Source organism: Microbacterium sp. LEMMJ01, assembly GCF_002114135.1.
GTDB lineage: Bacteria > Actinomycetota > Actinomycetes > Actinomycetales > Microbacteriaceae > Microbacterium.
On record NZ_NCTV01000017.1, the window covers coordinates 399,452 to 418,893 of the forward strand.

Here is a 19,442-nt window from a genome sequence, read left to right on the forward strand (position 1 = left end):
GTGGAGGGCGTGAGTGGGACAGAGAAGAAGCCGCGATGACGTATGTAATCGCACTGCCGTGCGTCGACCTCAAGGACAAGGCGTGCATCGACGAATGCCCGGTCGACTGCATCTATGAAGGGGAGCGGTCGCTCTACATCCACCCCGACGAGTGCGTGGACTGCGGAGCGTGCGAGCCGGTGTGCCCGGTCGAGGCGATCTACTACGAGGACGACCTGCCCGACGAGTGGCAGGACTACTACAAGGCCAACGTCGAGTTCTTCGACGAGATCGGCTCGCCCGGCGGCGCCGCCCGCACCGGACTCATCCGTCACGACCACCCGCTCATCGCCGCGCTCCCGCCCCAGGAAGTGCACGAGTGACTCCGCGCATCGCCATCGTCGGCGCGGGACCCGCAGGCATCTACGCCGCCGACCTCCTCCGGGCTCAGGTGCCGGAGGCGGCCATCGACCTGTACGAGAAGCTCCCCGCTCCGTACGGCCTCGTCCGCTATGGCGTCGCCCCCGACCATCCGCGCATCCGCAAGATCATCGATGCGCTGCACGACGTGCTCCTTCAGCCCGGCATCCGGCTGCTCGGCAACGTCGAGGTGGGCGTCGATGTGACGGTCGACGAGCTCCACCGGGCGTACGACGGCGTCGTCATCGCGACCGGAGCCGACCGTGACGTGACGTTCGACGTGCCGGGAGCCGACCTCCCCGGATCGTTCGGCGCCGCGGATTTCGTGGCCTGGTACGACGCGCACCCCGACGTCGCGCGGGGCTGGGGCCTGGAGGCGGAGGCCGTGGCCGTGCTCGGGGCGGGCAACGTCGCCCTCGACGTCACGCGCATCCTCGCGAAGCACGCCGCGGCGCTGGAGTCGACCGACACCCCCGACCACATCCTCGACGCGCTCGCCGCGAGCCGGGTCCGCGACGTGCACCTGTTCGCCCGTCGCGGTCCGGCCGATGTGCGTTTCTCCGCTCTGGAGCTGCGCGAGCTCGGGGAGCAGCACGACGTGGAGGTGGTCGTCGATCCCGCCGACCTCGCGCTCGACGACCACGCCGCCCGCATGCTGGAGCAGTTCTCGCAGCGCCGCATCATCGTGCGCACCCTCACGGAATGGGCGCAGCGTCCGTCCACCGAAGCCTCCCGGCGCATCCACCTGCACTTCCGGCATCGACCCGTCCGCGTCCTCGGCACCGACCGTGTGGAGGGCATCGAGTTCGAGCGCTCGGCCTCCGATCCGCTCGGCCGCATGATCGGCACCGGCGAGCTCGTGCGGTACGAGGTCGGCGCCGTCTACCGGGCGATCGGCTACCTCTCCTCGCCCGTGCCCGGCGTGCCGTTCGACGCGGCGCGGGGCATCGTTCCGAACGCGGAAGGACGGGTGCTCGATGCCGACGGCACGCCCGTCCCGGGTCTCTATGCGACCGGCTGGATCAAGCGCGGGCCGATCGGGCTCATCGGCTCGACCAAGTCCGACGCCGCGCAGACCGTGCAGCATCTCGTGGAGGACCTCGCCGCGACGCCGTCCGCCCGCATCGACCGCGACCCGCCCCTGGACCTCCCCGGCGTGGTGGACTGGGAGGGTTGGTTGCGCATCGACGAGGCCGAGCGCCGCGCCGGAGCCGTCCGCGGCCGGGAGCGCACGAAGCTCGTCGACCGCGCGGCCATGCGCGCCCACGCGACCCCCACCCCCATCCCTCTCGAGGAGAGCACCCGATGACCCCCGACCCGCACACCACCCCGCACCCCGCCGCTCCGGTGCCCACGCCGGTCGGGGAGGGGCTCAAGGCGGCGTTCCGCACCCACCCCGCCGGTGTCGCCATCATCACGGCGCAGGGTCCGGACGGCCCCGTCGGCCTCACGGCGTCGAGCGTGTCGTCGGTCGCGGTCGACCCGGCGGCGATCGTGTTCTCGGTGACCAGGGCGACCGGGAGCGCCGGGGCCATCCTCGGCGCCGACACCTTCGTCGTGCACCTCATCGACGACGAGCACTCCGCGCTCGCCCAGAGCTTCGCGGTGAGCGGCTCCGAGCGCTTCACGCCCGAGCAGGGCTGGACGACGCTGCCGACCGGCGAGCCGCACCTGGCGGAGGCCCGTGTCGCCCTGCGCTGCCGGGCGATCCAGACCGTGCCCGTCGGTTCGTCGACCGTGGTGATCGCCGAGGTGCTCGAGGTGCTCACCGGCCGCCCGGCCCGCCCGCTCGTCTACATCGACCGCCGATTCCACGCCCTGTCCCACGACACCGCCCTCTGACCCCGTCACGAAAGGAACCCCCATGTCCACTCCGTACACGCTCCCCGAGCTGCCCTACGACTACTCGGCACTGGAACCGCACATCTCCGGCAAGATCATGGAGCTGCACCACTCCAAGCACCACCAGGCCTACGTGACCGGCGCGAACACGGCGCTGGAGCAGCTCGCGGCGGCCCGCGACAGCGGCGACCTCGGAGCGGTCAACAAGCTCGAGAAGGACCTCGCGTTCAACCTCGGCGGCCACATCAACCACTCCGTGTTCTGGCAGAACCTCTCGCCCGAGGGCGGCGGGGCTCCGGAGGGCGAGCTCTCGGCGGCGCTCGCGGACTCATTCGGGTCGATCGACGGTTTCCGCGCGCACTTCACCGCGACGGCCCTCGGCGTGCAGGGCTCCGGTTGGGCCGTGCTCGCCTGGGACTCGGTGGGCGCTCGTCCCGTGATCTTCCAGCTCTTCGATCAGCAGGGCAACGCGCCGCTCGGCGTCATCCCGCTGCTGCAGCTCGACGTGTGGGAGCACGCCTACTACCTCGACTACCTCAACGTGCGGGCGGACTACGTCAAGGCGTTCTGGAACCTCGTGAACTGGCCCGACGTGCAGCGCCGCTTCGAGACGGCGCGCACCGCGACCGCGGGTCTCCTCGTCCCCTGATCCCCCTTCGCCGACCCGGCCCCTTGCGTGCGCCCCGGCCTGTTGCGATCGTCCGCAACGGGCCGGGGTGGCCGCAAGGGGCCGGGTCGCGTTCAGGCGAGGGTGAGGAAGAGCTTCTCCAGGTCGGGGAGGGGGACGGCGTCGTCCTGCGCGGGGTCCTCCAGGCAGGTCTTCATGGCGGAGGCGATGATCTGGAACCCGGCCTTGTCCAACGCGGAGGTCACGGCGGCCAGCTGCGTGACGACGGCCCGGCAGTCGCCGCCGCTCTCGACCGCGGCGATCACGGCGCCGAGCTGTCCCTGGGCGCGCTTGAGGCGGTTGGCGATCTTGCGCTGCGTGTCGGTGTCGACGGTGGTCATGGTCTCTCCCTGAAGGCCGGCTGTGCGCTCCACTATACCCCCGGGGGTATAGTGTCTGGATACCCACCGGGGTATCGAGTGAGGAGAGAACACATGTGTCGAGCAGTCCGTTGCCGTACCTGCGGGAAGACCACCTGGGCGGGGTGCGGCCAGCACGTCGACGCCGTCCGCCGCACCGTGCCGGCGTCGGACTGGTGCACGGGCCACCCGAAGGACGAGGCCAAGGGCGGTCTCCTGTCCCGGCTGTTCGGGCGATGAGCGCGCCGCTCCGCGTCGTCATCGTCGGTGGCATCGCCGGCGGCATGTCGGCGGCGACCCGGCTTCGGCGGCTCGAGGAGTCCGCGGACATCGTCGTCTTCGAGCGCGGGCCCGAGGTCTCCTACGCCAACTGCGGCCTGCCCTACTACGTGGGCGGCGTGATCGAGGAGCGCGACGCCCTCCTGCTGCAGACCCCGGAGTCGCTGCACCGCCGCTTCCGACTCGACGTCCGCGTCCGTCACGACGTCGTCGGCATCGACACCGCGCGCAAGACGGTCGAGGTCGTCGATCTCGACAGCGGCCACCGCAGCACCCACCCGTACGACCGCCTCGTGCTCGCCACCGGTGCCCGGCCTCGCGGCGACGAGCCGACCGGGGCCCTCCCCGCGCGGAGCCTGCGGACCGTGGCGGATGCCGATGCGATCGCCGCGGCCCTCCGCCCCGGCCTGCCGGTGGTCGTCGTGGGCGGCGGGTACACGGGACTCGAGGCCGTGGAGAACCTCGTCGCCCGGGGGGCCGCGGTCACCCTGGTGCAACGCGGTGCCCAGCTGCTCGCCCCGCTGGATCCGGAGATGGCCGCCCCTCTGGCGGCCGAGGTCCGGCGCCGCGGGGTTGACGTGCGACTCGGCGTCGAGGTCGTGGCCACGGCCGCGGATTCCGTGACCCTGAGCGACGGTGCCACCCTCCCCGCGGAGTTCCTCGTCGATGCCTCCGGGGTCGTGCCCGAGGTCGGACTCGCCCGCGCCGCCGGGATCCGTCTTGGCGAGACCGGCGGCATCGCGGTCGACGAGGCGTGCCGCACCAGTGCCCCGGACGTCTTCGCGGTCGGCGACGGCGTCGAGAAGACCGACCTCATCGGCGGCGGTGCGGCGCTGGTGACCATGGCCGGTCTCGCCAATCGCCACGGCCGCATGGTGGCCGACGTCATCGCGGGTCGGGAGGAGTCGGTGCGCCCCGCCCTCGGCACCGGCATCGTGCAGATGTTCGGCCTCGCCGCCGCGAAGACCGGATGGAGCGAGAAGCAGCTCCGTGCCGGGGGCCGCGGGTTCTTCGCCGTACACGTGCATCCGGCGTCGCATGCCGGCTACTACCCGGGCGCGGAGACCCTGTCGATGAAGCTCCTCGCCGACCCCGCCACCGACCGCATCCTCGGGGCGCAGATCGTGGGTCGTGACGGCGTGGACAAGCGGATCGACGTCATCGCGACGGCGCTGCAGGCGGGCGTCACCGCCTCCGGTCTCGCGCACCTGGAGCTCGCGTACGCTCCGCAGTTCGGCTCCGCGAAGGATGCCGTGAACATCCTCGGCTATGTGGCCGAGAACACCCGCAACGGCACCACGCCGACTGTCCAGTGGCACGAGCTCGACGACGCCCTGCAGGCGGGATCGACCCTCATCGACGTCCGCTCCGTGGCCGAGCATACGAACGGCGCCATCCCCGGCGCCAGGAACATCCCGCTGGACGAGCTGCGCGACCGTCTCGACGAACTGCCGGACGGGCCCCTCGTGGTGCACTGCCAGGTCGGCCTGCGGGGGCACATCGCCACCCGGCTGCTGCGGCAGCACGGGCGCGAGGTGCGCAATCTCGACGGCGGTTACCGGACCTGGCAGGACGCGACCGCAGAGTGCTGAGCTCGACGCGTTCACAACTCAGGAGAACCGGCGCACCTACGCCCGTCAGGGCCGGAACCGCGGTCTCCGCGCGCCGTACTCCTGAGTTGTGAACGCCGCCCGGCTCAGACGAGTCGCGCGGTCGTGCCTCGGACGTTGAGCTCGTACGGCAGGGCGGCGGGCGGCCGCACGGCATCGGGGTCGGTGAGCTTCGCGAGGACTGCGTCGGCCGCCCGCTCGCCCTGCCCGAGCGGGAACTGGTCGACCGTGGTGAGGCGGAAGAACTCGCCGAGCTCATGGCCGTCGATGCCCACGATGGACAGGTCGCCCGGCACCGCGAAGCCGAGGTCGCGGGCGGCGAGGAGCGCCCCGATCGCCATCTCGTCCGAGGCGGCGAACACCGCGGTGGGGCGAGGCCCCGGGCGCCCGAGGAGCTGCTTCGCGGCGCGGTAGCCGCCCTCGACCGTGAAGTCGGCCGGCTCCAGGAACGCGGGGTTCAGGGGGACGCCGGCCTTCGCCAGCGCCCTCTCGAAGCCGAGCCGGCGGTTCGTGGGGATGTGGAAGTCGATGTCGAACTCGGGGTTCGCGCCGATGTGGGCGATCTCCGTGTGCCCGAGCCCGAGCAGGTGCTCCGTCGCGAGCTGGGCCACGGCGACGTCGTCGACCGTGAGGGTGTCGAGCTTCGGGTTCGGGCCGCCGATCGCGATCACGGGGAGTCCGAGATCGAGGAGCTGCTGGGTCTCGTCGTCGTCCAGCTCGATGGACACGGCGATCACGGCGTCCACGCGCTGGCGGCGCAGGAACGTGTCGAAGACGTGCCGGCGCACGTCTTTGTCGGCGGTGATGTTGTAGAGCGTGATGTCGTAGCCGGCGCGCATGAGCGCGGCGGACACCCCCGACAGCACGGTGCTGAAGAACCAGCGGTCGAGGAACGGCACGACGACCCCGATGTTGCGCGTGCGCCCCGACGCGAGACTCGAGGCGCGGGAGGACACGACGTACCCGAGGGAGGCGGCAGCCGCCTGCACGCGCTCGCGCGCCGACTCGGACACGTGCCCGCGGCCGCTCAGCGCGCGGGAGACCGTCGCGGTGGAGACGCCGGCGAGCCGGGCGACCTCGTCGATGCTCGCCATCGTCTGTCCTTCGGATCGGAGACGCCCGTGACACGCCCCGGGTGGAGCGCGCCACGGGCGCAGCGGTGTCAGGCCTTGGTGTACCAGACGGCGGTGTCGACGGGGACCTCGGGGCCGTCGAACGGCTGGCTGCGGAGCAGGACGACCGCGCCCTCCGGGAGGTCGAGCGGAGCCGTGCCGAGGTTCGCCAGCACGTGCACCTCGCCGCGGCGGAAGGCGACGGCATCGGGACCGGCGTCCTCCCACACCAGCGACCCGGTGCCGAATCCGAACTCGCGGCGGCCGGCGAGCAGGCGCTTGTACAGGGCGAGGGTCGACGCCGGGTCGACCTCCTCGACGTCCCGGGCGTAGGCCGCCCAGTCCGCGGGCTGCGGGAGCCAGGAGAGGCCGGTGTCGTTGAAGCCGAAGGCGGGAGCCTCCGCCTCCCACGGCAGCGGCACGCGGCAGCCGTCGCGGCCGTAGCGCTCGCCGTTCGTGCGGAACCAGGTCGGATCCTGGCGGTACTCGTCCGGGATCTCCATGGCCTCGGGCAGGCCGAGCTCCTCGCCCTGGTACAGGTAGGCCGAGCCGGGCAGCGCGAGCATCAGCGTGGTGGCGGCGCGGGCGCGGGCGAGGCCGATGGCGGTGTCGGGCTTGTCCGGGGTGTTCGGGCCGATGCCCTCGCCCTGCGGGTTGTCGATCGTGAGGGCGAGGCGCGTGGCGTGCCGGACGACGTCGTGGTTGGACAGCACCCAGGTGCTCGGGGCGCCGACCGCGCCGAACGCGTCCAGCGACTCGCGGATCACGTCGCCGAGCGCCTTCGCGTCCCACGCCGTCATCAGGTACGGGAAGTTGAAGGTCTGGTGCATCTCGTCCGGACGCACCCAGAGGGCGGTCTCCTTCAGCGTCGGCATCCAGGCCTCGCCGCACAGGGCGCGGTCGCCGTCGTACTCGGCGAGCACCTTGTGCCAGTCGCGGTAGATCTCGTGCACGCCGTCCTGGCCCCAGTACGGCACGTTCGACTCGCCGCCGCCCATGGAGTCGGCGTCGGTCGGCGGCGTGTAATCCGGCAGGCCCTCGGTCTTGATCATGCCGTGGGCCACGTCGACACGGAAGCCGTCGACGCCGCGGTCGAGCCAGAAGCGCAGGATCGAGCGGAACTCCTCCTGCACCTCCTCGTTGTTCCAGTCGAAGTCCGGCTGCGTCGCGTCGAAGATGTGCAGATACCACTGGCCGGGCGTGCCGTCGGCCTCCGTCACGCGCTGCCACATGCCGCCGCCGAACACCGACTCCCAGTTGTTCGGAGGCAGCTCGCCGTTCTCGCCGCGGCCGTCGCGGAAGATGTAGCGCGCGCGCTCCGGGCTGCCCGGCGCCGCCTTGAGCGCCTCCTGGAACCAGGGGTGCTGGTCGGAGGAGTGGTTGGGCACGAGGTCGACGATCACCCGGATGCCGCGGGCGTGCGCGGATTCCAGCATCGCGTCGAAGTCGGCCAGCGTGCCGAACAGCGGGTCGACGTCGCGGTAGTCGGCCACGTCGTAGCCGGCGTCGCGCTGCGGGCTCGTCATGAACGGGCTGAGCCAGATCGCGTCGACGCCGAGCTCCTGCAGCGCGTCGAGGCGGCTCGTGATGCCCGGCAGGTCGCCGATGCCGTCGCCCGACGCGTCCGCGAAGGAGCGGGGGTAGATCTGGTAGATGACGGCGCTGCGCCACCACTCGGAACCGGGGGCTGCGATCTGTTCGAGCTGTGCCATGCGATCAGGCTACTGCAAACGCTTACAGTGCCGCCACCACAGGTATCGAAACGGTTCGGCGCCCTCTTTCCCCCTCTCCGCCGACCCACCCCTTTCCGTCCGACCCACCCCCTTGCGGACGGCCGGAAGGGGCCGGGAGGAACGGAAGGGGGTGGGTCGACGGGGGATGAGGGGATGAGGGTCAGGGCGTGGGCATGCCGCCGTTGACGTTCAGGGTCTCGCCGAGCACGTAGCTCGACTCCGGGGAGGCGAGGAAGACGTAGGCGGGAGCGAGCTCGGCGGGCTGACCCATCCGGCCGAGCGGAGTGTCCTGGCCGAACTGCGCGATCTTCTCCTGCGGCTGCCCGTCGCTCGGCTGCAGCGGGGTCCAGATCGGTCCCGGAGCCACGGCGTTCACGCGGATGCCCTTGGGCGCGAGCTGCTGGGCGAGGCCCTTCGTGAACGCGTTGATCGTCGACTTCGTCGAGGCGTAGTCGACGAGGATGTCCGACGGCGAGTAGGCCTGGATCGAGGTCGTGTTGATGATCGTCGACCCCGCGGGGAGGTGCGGCAGGGCGGCCTTGGTGATCCAGAACATCGCGTACACGTTGGTCTTGAACGTGTCGTCGAACTGCTCGTCCGTCACATCGGTGAGGGACTCCTGGAAGACCTGCTTGCCGCCGTTGTTGACGAGGATGTCGAGTCCGCCCAGCGCCGCGACGGCCTCGGCCACCAGGGTGCGGCAGTACTCCGGGTCGCGCAGGTCGCCGGGGATCGTGGCGACGGTGGCTCCCGCCTCGCGGAGGATGCCGGCGATGCGGCTCGCGTCCTCCTCCTCTTCCGGCAGGTAGGAGATCGCGACGTCGGCGCCCTCGCGGGCGAACGCGATCGCGGTGGCCGCGCCGATGCCCGAGTCGCCGCCGGTGATGAGTGCCTTGCGCCCGGTCAGCCGTCCGGTGCCGCGGTACGACTCCTCGCCGAGGTCGGCCTTCGGAGTGAGGTCGGCGTCGAGACCGGGTTCGCGCATGTGCTGCTTCTGCGGCTGGATGTCGGCGTAGAGCTCGACCGGGTTGGTGAAGGTGTACTGGTCGCGGGACATGGGGTGTCCTTTCCGGGAGGTCGGGGACGGGAGGACCATCGTGCGCGCCGTGCTCCGGGTGCGGCAAACGCCTTGCACGCATCCGGCCGCTTTGGTACACGCGCATGTGGCCGAAAGACACTTCCCCCGGTGCCTCCTGTCATGACAGGGTTGCGAGCATCCCCCCGTGTCGCTCGCGGCATGTCCCCCGGGGGTCCTGCCGTCGAGAGGTCGTGATGTCCGCTTCCGCCCGCCGATCCGCGCCCTGGGCGGTCGTCGCCGCGCTCGTCGTCGGTGCCGTGCTCGTCGGCGCCGCCCCCGCCGTGTCCGACGCGTTCGGTGCCCGCGCGCAGCCCCCGGCGGACCCGGTGAGCGACCCCGCGGCTTCGGTCGCGCTCGCGTACGAGTTCCTCGACGCGCGGGTCGACGAGTTCTGCGACGGCGAGGGCCGCTGCCTGCCCCGCAGCTACGAGGGTGGGTTCTTCACCACGCCGTCGTGGGACTTCACGCCCTCCTTCGTGTACGACGACGCCCTCGTCGTGATCGCCTACACCGCCCGCGGCCTGCCGGACGACCTGCGCCGCGCGCGGGCTGTCGCGGACACCCTCCTCTTCGTGCAGGAGAACGATCCCGTCGGCGACGGCCGCGTCCGCACCTCGTACGAGCCGCACGGCATCCGTCAGGGCCGGATGGAGATCACCGGGCCCGGCACCTTCACCGGCAACCAGGCCTGGGTGGGCATGGCGCTCGCCCGCCTCTTCCATGCCACCGGCGAGGCACGGTACCTCGACGGCGCGGTGCGCATCGCGGAGTGGATCCAGGACAACACCGCCGACATGACGCGGGCACCCTACGGCTACACCGGCGGGCAGACCGATGCCGGGGTGCCGCTGGAGTGGAAGTCCACCGAGCACAACAGCGACATCGCCGGCTTCTTCACGCAGCTCGGCCAGCTCACGGGCGACGGGGTCTGGGCGGAGCGGGCGGCGGTGGCTGCCGGATTCGTCGCGGCGATGCAGAGCGCCGACGGGCACGTGGACACCGGGACGCTGCTCGACGGCAGCACGATCAACACCCGTCCCATCCCGCTCGACGCGCAGACCTGGAGCCTGCTGGGCACCGGGGACGCCCGATACGGCTCGGCCGTGGACTGGACGCTCGCGCACCTCATCGCCCAGGACGGCCCGTACCGGGGCCCGTCGATCAGCGACGTGGACGTGTCGAAGGTCTGGTTCGAGGGCAGCGGGCACCTCGCGCTCGCGCTGCAGGAGCGCGGGGCCGCCGGCGACCAGGATCGCGCGGAGGAGCTGCTGGCCGACATCCGGCTGGTGCAGCGCGACGCGGCGAACGGCGACGGCAAGGGCATCGTGGCGACCTCGACCGACGGACTCGACTCCGGCTTCGGCGACCTCTACTACGCGAGCCTGCACACCGGCACGACGGCCTGGTACCTGCTCGCGGCCGTGGGCGACAACCCGTTCCGTCTGCCCTGACCTCGCCTGTCGACCCGGCCTCTTGCGGTCGACCCGGCCCCTTCCGCGCGCCCGCAACGGGGTGGGACGCGCGCAGAGGGGTGAGTCGAGGGAGGTATCAGGCGGCGACGCGGGCGACGGCGGCGATCGCGCTCGTGAAGAAGTCGAGGCCGTCCACGCCGCTGCGCATCGCGACCGCGGTGTCCGGACCGAAACCGGGCTCCGTGGCGTGCTCGGGGTGCGGCATCAGGCCCACGACATTGCCGGCCTCATTCGTCAGCCCCGCGATGTCGCGCAGCGAGCCGTTCGGGTTCACGCCGGCGTAGCGGAACGCCACGAGACCCTCGCCCTCGATGCGGTCGAGCGTCTGCTCGTCGGCGATGTAGCCGCCGTCCGCGTTCTTCAGCGGGATGACGATCTCCTGGCCGGTGCGGAAGGCGTTGGTCCAGGCGGTGTCGGCGTTCTCGACCGTGAGCTTCTGGTCGCGGCGCACGAAGTGCTGGTGGTTGTTGCGGATCAGGCCGCCGGGCAGCAGGTGCGCCTCGACGAGCATCTGGAAGCCGTTGCAGATGCCGAGGACGGGCATGCCCTTCGCGGCGGCGTCCTTGACCTCGCTCATGATGGGCGAGAGGGCGGCGATGGCTCCGGCGCGGAGATAGTCGCCGTAGCTGAACCCGCCGGGGAGGACGAGGGCGTCGACGCCCTCGAGGTCGTGCGAGCCGTGCCACAGGGCGACCGGCTCGGCTCCGGCGATGCGGACGGCGCGCTGCGCGTCGACGTCGTCCAGCGAGCCGGGGAAGGTGACGACGCCGATGCGGACGGTCACTCCGCCACCTCGACGCCCACGACGTCTTCGATCACGGCGTTCGAGAGCACCTCGTCGGCGATACGGCGGGCCTCGGCGAGGACCTCGTCGGTGACCTCGCCCTCGACGGTGAGCTCGAAGCGCTTGCCGATGCGGACGTCGGTGAAGCCCTCGACGCCCAGGCGGGCGAAGGCGCCGGAGACGGCCTTCCCCTGCGGGTCGAGCAGTTCGGGCTTGGGCATGACGTCGACGACGATGGTGGGCATGACGGCTCCAAGAGTCGCGGGCGGACGGGCGGGTTCAGTCTACCGCTCGCCGATGCTCCGCTGAGACCCCGGGCTCTCGCCCAGACCCCGTCCTGCGCGCGCCGCTACGCCGGGGCGTCGGCGGGAACCCGGGGTCTCGGGTCAGGAGTGGGGTCAGGAGTGGAAGACGGTGTGGAGGTCGCCGATCGTGTCGCGGCCGCCGAGGCCGTCGATCTCGAAGAGCACCGAGATGCCGGCGACGTGGCTGCCGAGACGCTCCACGAGCTGCCGACCGGCGGCCAGCGTCCCTCCGGTGGCGAGCACGTCGTCGATGAGGAGGACGCGGGATCCGGCGGGGAGGTCGTCGTGCATCTCGATGGTCGCCGTGCCGTATTCGAGGGCGTAGTCGACGGAGGCGGCGGGGCGGGGGAGCTTGCCGGCCTTGCGGATCGGGATCAGCCCGACCCCCGCGGCGATGGCGGCGGCCCCGGCGAGGATGAAGCCCCGCGCCTCGATGCCGGCCACCACGTCGAACTGCCCCGCGAAGGGCTCGATGATCGCCTCGGTCGTCACGCGGAGGGCCTCGGCGTCGGCGAGGAGCGGCGTGATGTCGCGGAAGATGATGCCGGGCTCCGGATAGTCCGGGATGCTGCGGATCAGGGACTCGGCGCGGGCGAGGGCAGGGGAGAGGGTGGCTTCGGGCACCGGACAAGGGTACGCCGGTTGCGCGGGAAGGACCTGCGGACGGCGCTCTTGACATCGTGGGAGCGCTCCCATAGAGTTCACGACAACCTTGTGGGAGCGCTCCCACAAGCCCCCACGCACCACCACCCGCACGAACCCACAAAGGAGTGAACCGTGAACTCACGTGCCCGCACCCGGATCCTGGCGACAGCCGCCGCGGCATCCGTCTCCGCTCTCGCCCTGGCCGGCTGCTCCGGCAGCACCGGCGGCGACGGCGACACCGGCGGCAGCGCCGACGAGAAGGTCACACTGACCGTCACCACCTTCGGCACCTTCGGCTACGACGACCTCTACAAGGAGTACGAGAAGGCGCACCCGAACGTGACGATCGAGGCGACCAACATCGACACCGGTGGCAACGCCCGTACCGACGCCTTCACCAAGATCGCCGCCGGCTCCGGCCTCAGCGACATCGTCGCGATCGAGGAGGGCTGGCTCGGCGCCATCATGGACGTCTCGGACACCTTCGTCGACCTGCGCGACTACGGCATCGAGGACCGCAAGGACGACTGGGTCGACTGGAAGTACGGCCAGGCGACCGACGCCGAGGGCCGCGTCATCGGCTACGGCACAGACATCGGCCCGAGCGGCATCTGCTACAACGGCGCCGCGTTCGAGGCCGCCGGCCTGCCCAGCGACCGCGAGTCGGTCGCCGAGCTGCTCAACGGCGACTGGGAGAACTACTTCCAGGTCGGCGCCGACTACACGGCCAAGACCGGCAAGGCCTGGTACGACCACTCCGGCTTCGTCTGGAACGCCATGGTGAACCAGCTCGACGAGGGCTACTACACCGCCGACGGCGAGCTCAACGTCGAGGGCAACGACGAGCTCCAGGAGCGCTTCGAGCTCCTCGGCGCCGCGACCGAGGGCGGCCAGTCCGCGGCACAGACCGCATGGGACTGGAACGGCGGCAAGTCGTTCGTCGACGGCACCTTCGCCACCTTCGTCTGCCCGGGCTGGATGCTCGGCGTCGTGCAGGGACAGGTGGAGGCCGGCGGCGGCGACGCGTCGACCGGCTGGGACTTCGCCGATGTGTTCCCCGGCGGCGCGGCCAACTGGGGCGGCGCGTTCCTCTCGATCCCGGAGTCGTCGGAGCACAAGGAGGCCGCGGCCGAGCTCGCCGACTGGCTGACGCAGCCCGAGCAGCAGGTGAAGCAGTCCGCCGCCGCGGGCAACTTCCCCTCGACCATCAAGGCGCAGGAGTCCCTCGCCGAGGAGGCCACGCCCAACAAGTTCTTCAACGACGCGCCGACCGGTGCCATCCTCGCCGAACGTGCCAAGGGCGTCGTCGCGCAGTTCAAGGGCGCCGATGACTCGGTGATCCAGGAGAACGTCTTCGGCCCGGCGCTCAGCGCGCTCGACCGCGGCGAGACCGACACGCAGGGCGCCTGGGACCAGGCGATCGGCCTCCTGAACGACCTCGTCGGCTGATCATCTCGCTTCGACAGGCTCAGCGACCCACGGTGGTTGCTCAGCGACCCGAGTGGGTGGCTGAGCCTGTCGAAGCCCGGCTAAGGACACGCCCATGACCCTCACCGCCCCGCCGGCGGAGCCGCAGGCCGCCGCCCCCGCCGCGGCGGACGCTCCGCCGCGACGCTCCTGGCGCACCCGCGTCTCCCGTTTCGACCATCGCGCCTCGCCGTACTTCTACATCTCCCCGTTCTTCCTCCTTTTCGGGCTCATCGGCCTCTTCCCGCTGCTGTACACGGTGTGGGTCGCGGTCCACGAGTGGGACCTGCTGAAGGGCGAGGGGCCGTTCGTCGGCTTCGGCAACTTCGCGGCGATCCTCGGCGACGGCATGTTCTGGAACTCCATCCGGAACACGCTGAGCATCTTCCTGCTCTCCGCCATCCCGCAACTCGCCGTCGCCCTGGTGATCGCGTACCTGCTGGACCGCGGACTGCGGACGCCGACGTTCTGGCGGATGAGCGTCCTCATCCCGTTCGTGGTCACCCCGGTCGCCGTGGCGATCATCTTCTCCAGCATCTTCAACGAGGCGGACGGTCTGGCCAACAACCTCCTCAACCTCGTCGGCATCGCCGATCAGCAGTGGAAGCACGACACGGTCCTGTCGCACATCGCGATCGCCGTGATGGTGAACTTCCGCTGGACCGGCTACAACGCCCTCATCCTCCTCGCCGCGATGCAGGCCGTGCCGCGCGACCTCTACGAATCGGCCGCACTCGACGGTGCCGGGGCGGTGCGGCGGTTCTTCGCCATCACGATCCCCACCATCCGTCCCACGCTGATCTTCGTCATCATCACGGCGACCATCGGCGGCCTGCAGATCTTCGCCGAGCCGCGGCTGTTCGACGTCTCCACCGCGGGCGGCATCGGCGGCAGCGACCGGCAGTTCCAGACCACCGTGCTGTTCCTCTGGGAGCTGGCGTTCTTCCGCCGCAACCTCGGTGAGGCCTCGGCCGTCGCGATCCTGCTCTTCCTGCTGATCGTCGCGATCGGCCTCATCAACTTCCTGATCTCCCGGCGCATCGCCACCGGAGACGCCCCGAAGAACCGCGCGGCCCGACGCCGCATCCGCCCGACCGGGAAGGAGGAGGCGCGATGACCGCCACCCAGGCCCTCAGCGTGCCGGAGCGGATCCGCCGCCGGCGCGGCACCGCGAGCGGGAGCGCCGGTCTCGGCAGCCGCCCCGGCTTCCTCACCTACGGGCTCCTCGCGGCCTTCGTCATCGGCGGCGCCTACCCGCTGTGGTGGTCGTTCGTCGTCGCGAGCGGGACGAACGCGACCCGCGGCGAGACCCTGCCCCTCATCCCCGGCGGCAACTTCCTCGCGAACGCGGCGAAGGTGTTCGACGCGATCCCGTTCTGGCTCGCCCTCGGCAACTCCTTCCTCATCTCGACGATCATCACGATCTCCGTCGTCACGTTCTCGACGCTCGCCGGCTACGCGTTCGCGAAGCTCCGCTTCCGCGGGCGGGACGGCCTCATGGTGTTCGTGATCGCGACCATGGCCATCCCCACGCAGCTCGGCATCATCCCGCTGTTCATGCTGATGCGCGAACTCGGCTGGACGGGGACGATCGGTGCGGTGATCGTGCCGACCCTCGTCACGGCGTTCGGGGTGTTCTTCATGCGGCAGTACCTCGTGGACGTGATCCCGGACGAGCTCATCGAGGCCGCCAGGGTCGACGGCGCGAACCAGTTCCGCACCTTCCTCACCGTCGGGGTGCCCGCGGCGCGGCCGGCCATGGCGATCCTCGGACTGTTCACGTTCATGACCGCCTGGACCGACTACCTCTGGCCCCTGATCGTGCTCTCCCCCCAGAACCCGACGCTGCAGACGGCGCTCAGCCAGCTGCAGTCCGGCTATTACATCGACTACTCGATCGTGCTCACCGGCGCGGTGCTCGCGACCCTTCCGCTCCTCGTGCTCTTCGTGATCGCGGGGCGGCAGCTGGTCAGTGGCATCATGGCGGGCGCGGTGAAAGGATGACCCCTATGACGCGTGCCTTCCCCTCGGACTTCCTCTTCGGCGCGGCGACCGCGGCCTACCAGATCGAGGGCGCCGCCTTCGAGGACGGACGGACGGCCTCCATCTGGGACGCCTTCTGCCGGGTGCCGGGGGCCGTGGTCGGCGGCGACGACGGGGATGTGGCGTGCGACCACTACCACCGGTATCCGCAGGACGTGGCGCTGATGAAGGAGCTCGGCCTCCAGACGTACCGCTTCTCCACCTCGTGGTCGCGCGTGCGCCCCGACGGCGGCGCGGTCAACCAGGCGGGGGTCGACTTCTACAGCCGCCTCGTCGACGAGCTCCTCGCGGCCGACATCCTGCCCTGGCTCACGCTGTACCACTGGGACATGCCCCAGGCCCTGCAGGAGGTCGGCGGCTGGACGAACCGCGACTCCGTCGAGCGCTTCCTGGAGTACGCGGGCACCATGCACGACGCCCTCGGCGACCGCGTGAACGTGTGGACGACCCTGAACGAGCCGTGGTGCTCGTCCTTCCTCTCCTACACCGGGGGCGAGCACGCGCCAGGGCACACGAGCGTCGCCGAGGGGCTGCTGGCCTCGCACCACCTGCTGCTCGCGCACGGTGCGACGGTGCGGGAGCTCCGCGGCCGCGACGCCTCCCTCAACCTCGGCATCACGCTGAACCACACGGTGGCCGACCCCGCCGACCCGCAGAACCCCGCGGATGTCGACGCGGCCCGGCGGCTGGACGGCCAGTTCAACCGGTGGTTCCTCGACCCCATCTACCGCGGTGCCTACCCCGCCGACACCGTGGAGGACATCCGCGCGGTGGACCCCGAGGCCGTGGCGCGGTTCGAGGCCGCGGTGCACGAGGGCGACCTCGACACGATCGCCCAGCGCATCGACACACAGGGCGTGAACTACTACCACGGCGACCTCGTGTCCGGCACGGGGCCCGACGACGCGGCGGTGTCCAGCGGCCCGGAGACGGCGCACGTGACGCGGAGCCCGTATCCCTCGCACGAGGGCATCCACGCGGTCGAGCGCGGACTGCCGCGGACCGCCCAGGGCTGGGAGGTCCAGCCGGAGGGACTCACGCGACTCCTGCAGCGGCTCTGGACTGAGTACGCCGAGCCCGCGGGTGTGGTCCTCTCGGTGACGGAGAACGGCGCGGCCTACGACGACACCGTCCTGGTGGAGGACGGGGAGACGCGGGTGCCCGACGCCGACCGCACCGCGTTCCTGCGCGCGCACCTCGACGCCGTGCTGGACGCCAGGGACAGCGGCGTGGACGTCCGCGGCTACTTCTACTGGTCCCTGTTCGACAACTTCGAGTGGGCCTGGGGCTACGACAAGCGCTTCGGGATCGTCCGCGTGGACTACGACACCCAGGAGCGGACGGTCAAGGACTCCGGCCGCGAGTACGCCCGGATCATCGCCGCCCGGTCCCTCTGACCCGTTCGAATCGCCCGATTGGTCCCATCTGCGGCCGAAATGGGACCAATCGGGCGACTCGAAGCGGGGATTTTCACGGCCTGGCTCCGGGTGGATGAGAATGGGGCGATGGAAGAGAGCAAGCGATGATGTCGCCCCGCGCGACCATCGAGGAGGTCGCAGCGGCCGCCGGCGTGTCCCGGTCGACCGTGTCGCGCGTCGTCAACGGGTCGACCGCGGTCAGCCCGGAAGCGCTCGCCGCCGTGCGCGCCGCGATCGACGAGCTCAACTACGTTCCGAACCGTGCCGCGCGCTCGCTCGCCTCCCGGCAGACGCACGCGATCGCCCTCATCGTCCCCGAGGACACGACCCGCTTCTTCGGCGACCCGTTCTTCGCGGCGATCGTGGCCGGCATCACCGGCGCGCTCCGCAGCTCCGACTACCTCCTGAACCTGCTGATCGCGAGCGACGACCCCGGCGACAAGATGACGAGCTTCGTGCGCAACGGCGGCGTCGACGGCGCGCTCATCGTGTCGCACCACACGAGCGACGCGTTCGTCGACCGGATCGCCGACGCGGTCCCCGTCGTCTACGGCGGCCGTCCGGTGCGCCGGGCCGAAGGCGACTACGTGGTCGACGTCGACAACGTCGCCGGGGCACGGGCGGCCACGCAGCGCCTCGTCGACATCGGACGCACCCGCATCGCCACGATCTCCGGTCCGCTCACGATGCCGTCGTCGACCGACCGCGTGCAGGGGTTCCGCGCCGCGCTCGCCGCCGCGGGGCTGACCCCCTTCGCGGAGGAGGAGGGCGACTACAGCGAGGCGAGCGGAGCCGATGCCGCCCGCCGTCTGCTCGCGGAAGGGCGGCCGGACGCGATCTTCGTCGCCAGCGACCTCATGGCCCGCGGGGCGCTCATGGCCCTCCGCGCCGCCGGGGTGCGGGTGCCGGAGGACATCGCGCTCGTCGGCTTCGACGACTCCTCGGTGGCCCTCAGCACCGACCCGCCCCTGACGACCATGCGCCAGCCCATGTACGCCCAGGGCGAGGCGATGACGCAGGTGCTGCTCTCCCGGCTTGCCGGCGAGGATCCGCCTCGGACGACCATCCTGCCGACCGAGCTCGTCGTCCGCGGCTCCGCCTGAGCCGCACCGACCGCGGACACGGGTGAGGCCCGGTCGCGGAACGACCGGGCCTCGGTGGTGCCGGAACGGGTCCGACGAGGGCGTCAGTTCCCGTAGAGCGAGACGACGCCGCTGCGGTCGACGCTGGTCATCGACAGATCGGCCGAGCTGCCGTTGCACTGCGGGTAGTGCATGATCGACGACGAGTCGTACGGCGTGAGCGGACGCCAGTTGTTGTCCTCGAAGCAGGTGCCCGCCTCCGGGCGGGTGTGCTCGTGGCGGAAGCCGAGGACGTGGCCGAGCTCATGGCCGAGCACGTTGGTCGGGGTCCACGCTCCGGCGCTCCAGATCGAGTCGTCGATGAGGACGTTCTGCTGCCGGGCCGGCGTGCTGGGGAAGAAGGCGCGGGCGATGTACTGCGTCGTGGCCACCGGCTCGACGGAGAAGACGACGGCGTTGTTCCGCGTGGTGCAGTTGGCGTCGGCGCTGCTCACGTAGCGGAAGTCGATCTTCGAGGACGCGGACTCCCAGAGTGCGGCGCCGCCCTCCATCGCTCGGACGACGTCGGCGTGACGGCTGCCGAACTTCGTGCTCACGCAGTAGGTGAGGTTGGCGACCTGGGAGGCGGACCACTTGTCGTCGATGTTGTTGACCGTGTTGACGATGAGGCCGTCGGTGCGGGTCTCCGGGCCGATCAGCCGGTCGTAGAACGCGCGCAGCTCCTTCTTGTTCGAGATCACCTCATCGCCGTTGACGACGTAGGCGCCGTCGATGTCCCGATAGGTCGACGCCGCGAACTCCTGGTACGAGGGCGCGGAGTCGTCGGGGGACGCGGCCGTGGCGGGGATGACCGCGCTGAGGCTGAGCGCGGCCGCCGCGGTGGCGGCGAGCGCGAGTTTTCTGGTGAATCGCATGGAAGATCCTCTTCGATCTGAGCGGTGCCGCGCGCCCGGTGAGCGAGCGGACTCCGGCCGGAACGGTGAGCATCGCTGCCACCGAGGGGCCGAAGCCCGCTCACGCTAACCGCGCGATTTCGACGGGGTCAAGGCGCGACACGGCCCGTCGCCCGCTTTCTGCACTCAGGTCAGGAATCGGCCGCATCCGTCGCCGTCGAAGGTGCCGCCGTGGCTCGGCCGGACGTCGGCAC

20 protein-coding genes are annotated in these 19,442 nt (G+C 71.0%); 12 read left to right on the plus strand and 8 right to left on the minus strand.

Going from position 1 to position 19,442, the window contains the following annotated elements:
• Positions 1–35 precede the first annotated feature (35 nt).
• From fdxA to B7W94_RS04380, 4 genes are read left to right on the plus strand one after another with little or no spacing between them, the layout of a single operon-like run.
• Positions 36–362: a ferredoxin gene (gene fdxA / locus B7W94_RS04365; RefSeq protein ID WP_025103996.1), complete on the plus strand. Its 327-nt coding sequence runs from the start codon at positions 36–38 to the stop codon at positions 360–362.
• The gene (locus B7W94_RS04370) at positions 359–1,708 is read left to right on the plus strand and encodes an FAD-dependent oxidoreductase (RefSeq protein WP_062766119.1); all 1,350 of its coding nucleotides are present in this window, start codon (positions 359–361) and stop codon (positions 1,706–1,708) included. The genes fdxA and B7W94_RS04370 overlap by 4 nt, the downstream gene beginning before the upstream one ends.
• Positions 1,705–2,241 (plus strand): flavin reductase family protein, encoded by a 537-nt coding sequence (locus B7W94_RS04375; RefSeq protein WP_025103994.1) that lies wholly within the window; start codon positions 1,705–1,707, stop codon positions 2,239–2,241. Before B7W94_RS04370 ends, B7W94_RS04375 begins: the two co-directional genes overlap by 4 nt.
• A gap of 22 nt (positions 2,242–2,263) precedes the next feature.
• Positions 2,264–2,890, plus strand: coding sequence for a superoxide dismutase (locus tag B7W94_RS04380; RefSeq protein ID WP_025103993.1), 627 nt, complete (start codon positions 2,264–2,266; stop codon positions 2,888–2,890).
• Positions 2,891–2,982: 92 nt separating this feature from the next.
• Here B7W94_RS04380 and B7W94_RS04385 read toward each other — a convergent pair whose 3' ends face one another.
• Entirely contained in the window at positions 2,983–3,249 is a 267-nt protein-coding gene (locus B7W94_RS04385; RefSeq protein WP_025103992.1) for a metal-sensitive transcriptional regulator, read from the minus strand.
• Between the two features lie 93 nt (positions 3,250–3,342).
• On the opposite strand from B7W94_RS04385, the gene B7W94_RS18065 reads away from it, so the two are divergent.
• Together B7W94_RS18065 and B7W94_RS04390 are read left to right on the plus strand one after the other, a co-directional pair.
• Entirely contained in the window at positions 3,343–3,507 is a 165-nt protein-coding gene (locus B7W94_RS18065; RefSeq protein WP_167627850.1) for a hypothetical protein, read from the plus strand.
• A complete protein-coding gene (locus tag B7W94_RS04390) occupies positions 3,504–5,138 on the plus strand; it encodes an FAD-dependent oxidoreductase (protein ID WP_085604733.1) in 1,635 nt (544 codons plus the stop codon). The genes B7W94_RS18065 and B7W94_RS04390 overlap by 4 nt, the downstream gene beginning before the upstream one ends.
• Before the next feature lie 104 nt (positions 5,139–5,242).
• On the opposite strand, the gene B7W94_RS04395 is transcribed toward B7W94_RS04390, so the two are convergent.
• The 3 genes from B7W94_RS04395 to B7W94_RS04405 form a co-directional block, all read right to left on the minus strand.
• Positions 5,243–6,250 (minus strand): LacI family DNA-binding transcriptional regulator, encoded by a 1,008-nt coding sequence (locus B7W94_RS04395; RefSeq protein ID WP_025103990.1) that lies wholly within the window; start codon positions 6,248–6,250, stop codon positions 5,243–5,245.
• Positions 6,251–6,318: 68 nt separating this feature from the next.
• Complete coding sequence (locus tag B7W94_RS04400; protein ID WP_085604737.1) at positions 6,319–7,980, minus strand: glycoside hydrolase family 13 protein; 1,662 nt, start codon at positions 7,978–7,980, stop codon at positions 6,319–6,321.
• A gap of 181 nt (positions 7,981–8,161) precedes the next feature.
• Positions 8,162–9,058, minus strand: a complete 897-nt coding sequence (locus B7W94_RS04405) for an SDR family oxidoreductase (RefSeq protein ID WP_060923499.1) — start codon at positions 9,056–9,058, stop codon at positions 8,162–8,164.
• A gap of 215 nt (positions 9,059–9,273) precedes the next feature.
• Here B7W94_RS04405 and B7W94_RS04410 point away from each other — a divergent pair, with 215 nt between their 5' ends.
• Complete coding sequence (locus B7W94_RS04410) at positions 9,274–10,530, plus strand: hypothetical protein (protein WP_025103987.1); 1,257 nt, start codon at positions 9,274–9,276, stop codon at positions 10,528–10,530.
• A 97-nt stretch (positions 10,531–10,627) separates the two neighbouring features.
• On the opposite strand, the gene purQ is transcribed toward B7W94_RS04410, so the two are convergent.
• The 3 genes from purQ to B7W94_RS04425 form a co-directional block, all read right to left on the minus strand.
• On the minus strand, positions 10,628–11,335 hold the full coding sequence (gene purQ, locus B7W94_RS04415) for a phosphoribosylformylglycinamidine synthase subunit PurQ (protein ID WP_025103986.1): 708 nt from the start codon (positions 11,333–11,335) through the stop codon (positions 10,628–10,630).
• Positions 11,332–11,580, minus strand: a complete 249-nt coding sequence (gene purS / locus B7W94_RS04420) for a phosphoribosylformylglycinamidine synthase subunit PurS (RefSeq protein ID WP_025103985.1) — start codon at positions 11,578–11,580, stop codon at positions 11,332–11,334. The genes purQ and purS overlap by 4 nt, the downstream gene beginning before the upstream one ends.
• 153 nt (positions 11,581–11,733) lie before the next feature.
• Positions 11,734–12,264, minus strand: a complete 531-nt coding sequence (locus B7W94_RS04425; RefSeq protein WP_025103984.1) for an adenine phosphoribosyltransferase — start codon at positions 12,262–12,264, stop codon at positions 11,734–11,736.
• 153 nt (positions 12,265–12,417) lie between these two features.
• Between B7W94_RS04425 and B7W94_RS04430 the strand changes: the two genes are divergently transcribed.
• The 5 genes from B7W94_RS04430 (at position 12,418) to B7W94_RS04450 (ending at position 18,316) form a co-directional block, all read left to right on the plus strand.
• Entirely contained in the window at positions 12,418–13,734 is a 1,317-nt protein-coding gene (locus tag B7W94_RS04430) for an ABC transporter substrate-binding protein (protein WP_025103983.1), read from the plus strand.
• A 94-nt stretch (positions 13,735–13,828) separates the two neighbouring features.
• The gene (locus tag B7W94_RS04435) at positions 13,829–14,869 is read left to right on the plus strand and encodes a carbohydrate ABC transporter permease (RefSeq protein WP_025103982.1); all 1,041 of its coding nucleotides are present in this window, start codon (positions 13,829–13,831) and stop codon (positions 14,867–14,869) included.
• Positions 14,866–15,756: a carbohydrate ABC transporter permease gene (locus tag B7W94_RS04440; RefSeq protein WP_025103981.1), complete on the plus strand. Its 891-nt coding sequence runs from the start codon at positions 14,866–14,868 to the stop codon at positions 15,754–15,756. The genes B7W94_RS04435 and B7W94_RS04440 overlap by 4 nt, the downstream gene beginning before the upstream one ends.
• 5 nt (positions 15,757–15,761) lie before the next feature.
• Complete coding sequence (locus B7W94_RS04445; RefSeq protein WP_172400063.1) at positions 15,762–17,192, plus strand: GH1 family beta-glucosidase; 1,431 nt, start codon at positions 15,762–15,764, stop codon at positions 17,190–17,192.
• A gap of 128 nt (positions 17,193–17,320) precedes the next feature.
• Positions 17,321–18,316 carry a LacI family DNA-binding transcriptional regulator gene (locus tag B7W94_RS04450; protein ID WP_025103979.1) on the plus strand — a complete coding sequence of 332 codons (996 nt, stop codon included), beginning with the start codon at positions 17,321–17,323 and terminating at the stop codon, positions 18,314–18,316.
• Positions 18,317–18,399: 83 nt separating this feature from the next.
• On the opposite strand, the gene B7W94_RS04455 is transcribed toward B7W94_RS04450, so the two are convergent.
• Positions 18,400–19,209 (minus strand): M57 family metalloprotease, encoded by an 810-nt coding sequence (locus tag B7W94_RS04455; protein ID WP_085604743.1) that lies wholly within the window; start codon positions 19,207–19,209, stop codon positions 18,400–18,402.
• Between the last annotated feature and the right edge of the window lie 233 nt (positions 19,210–19,442).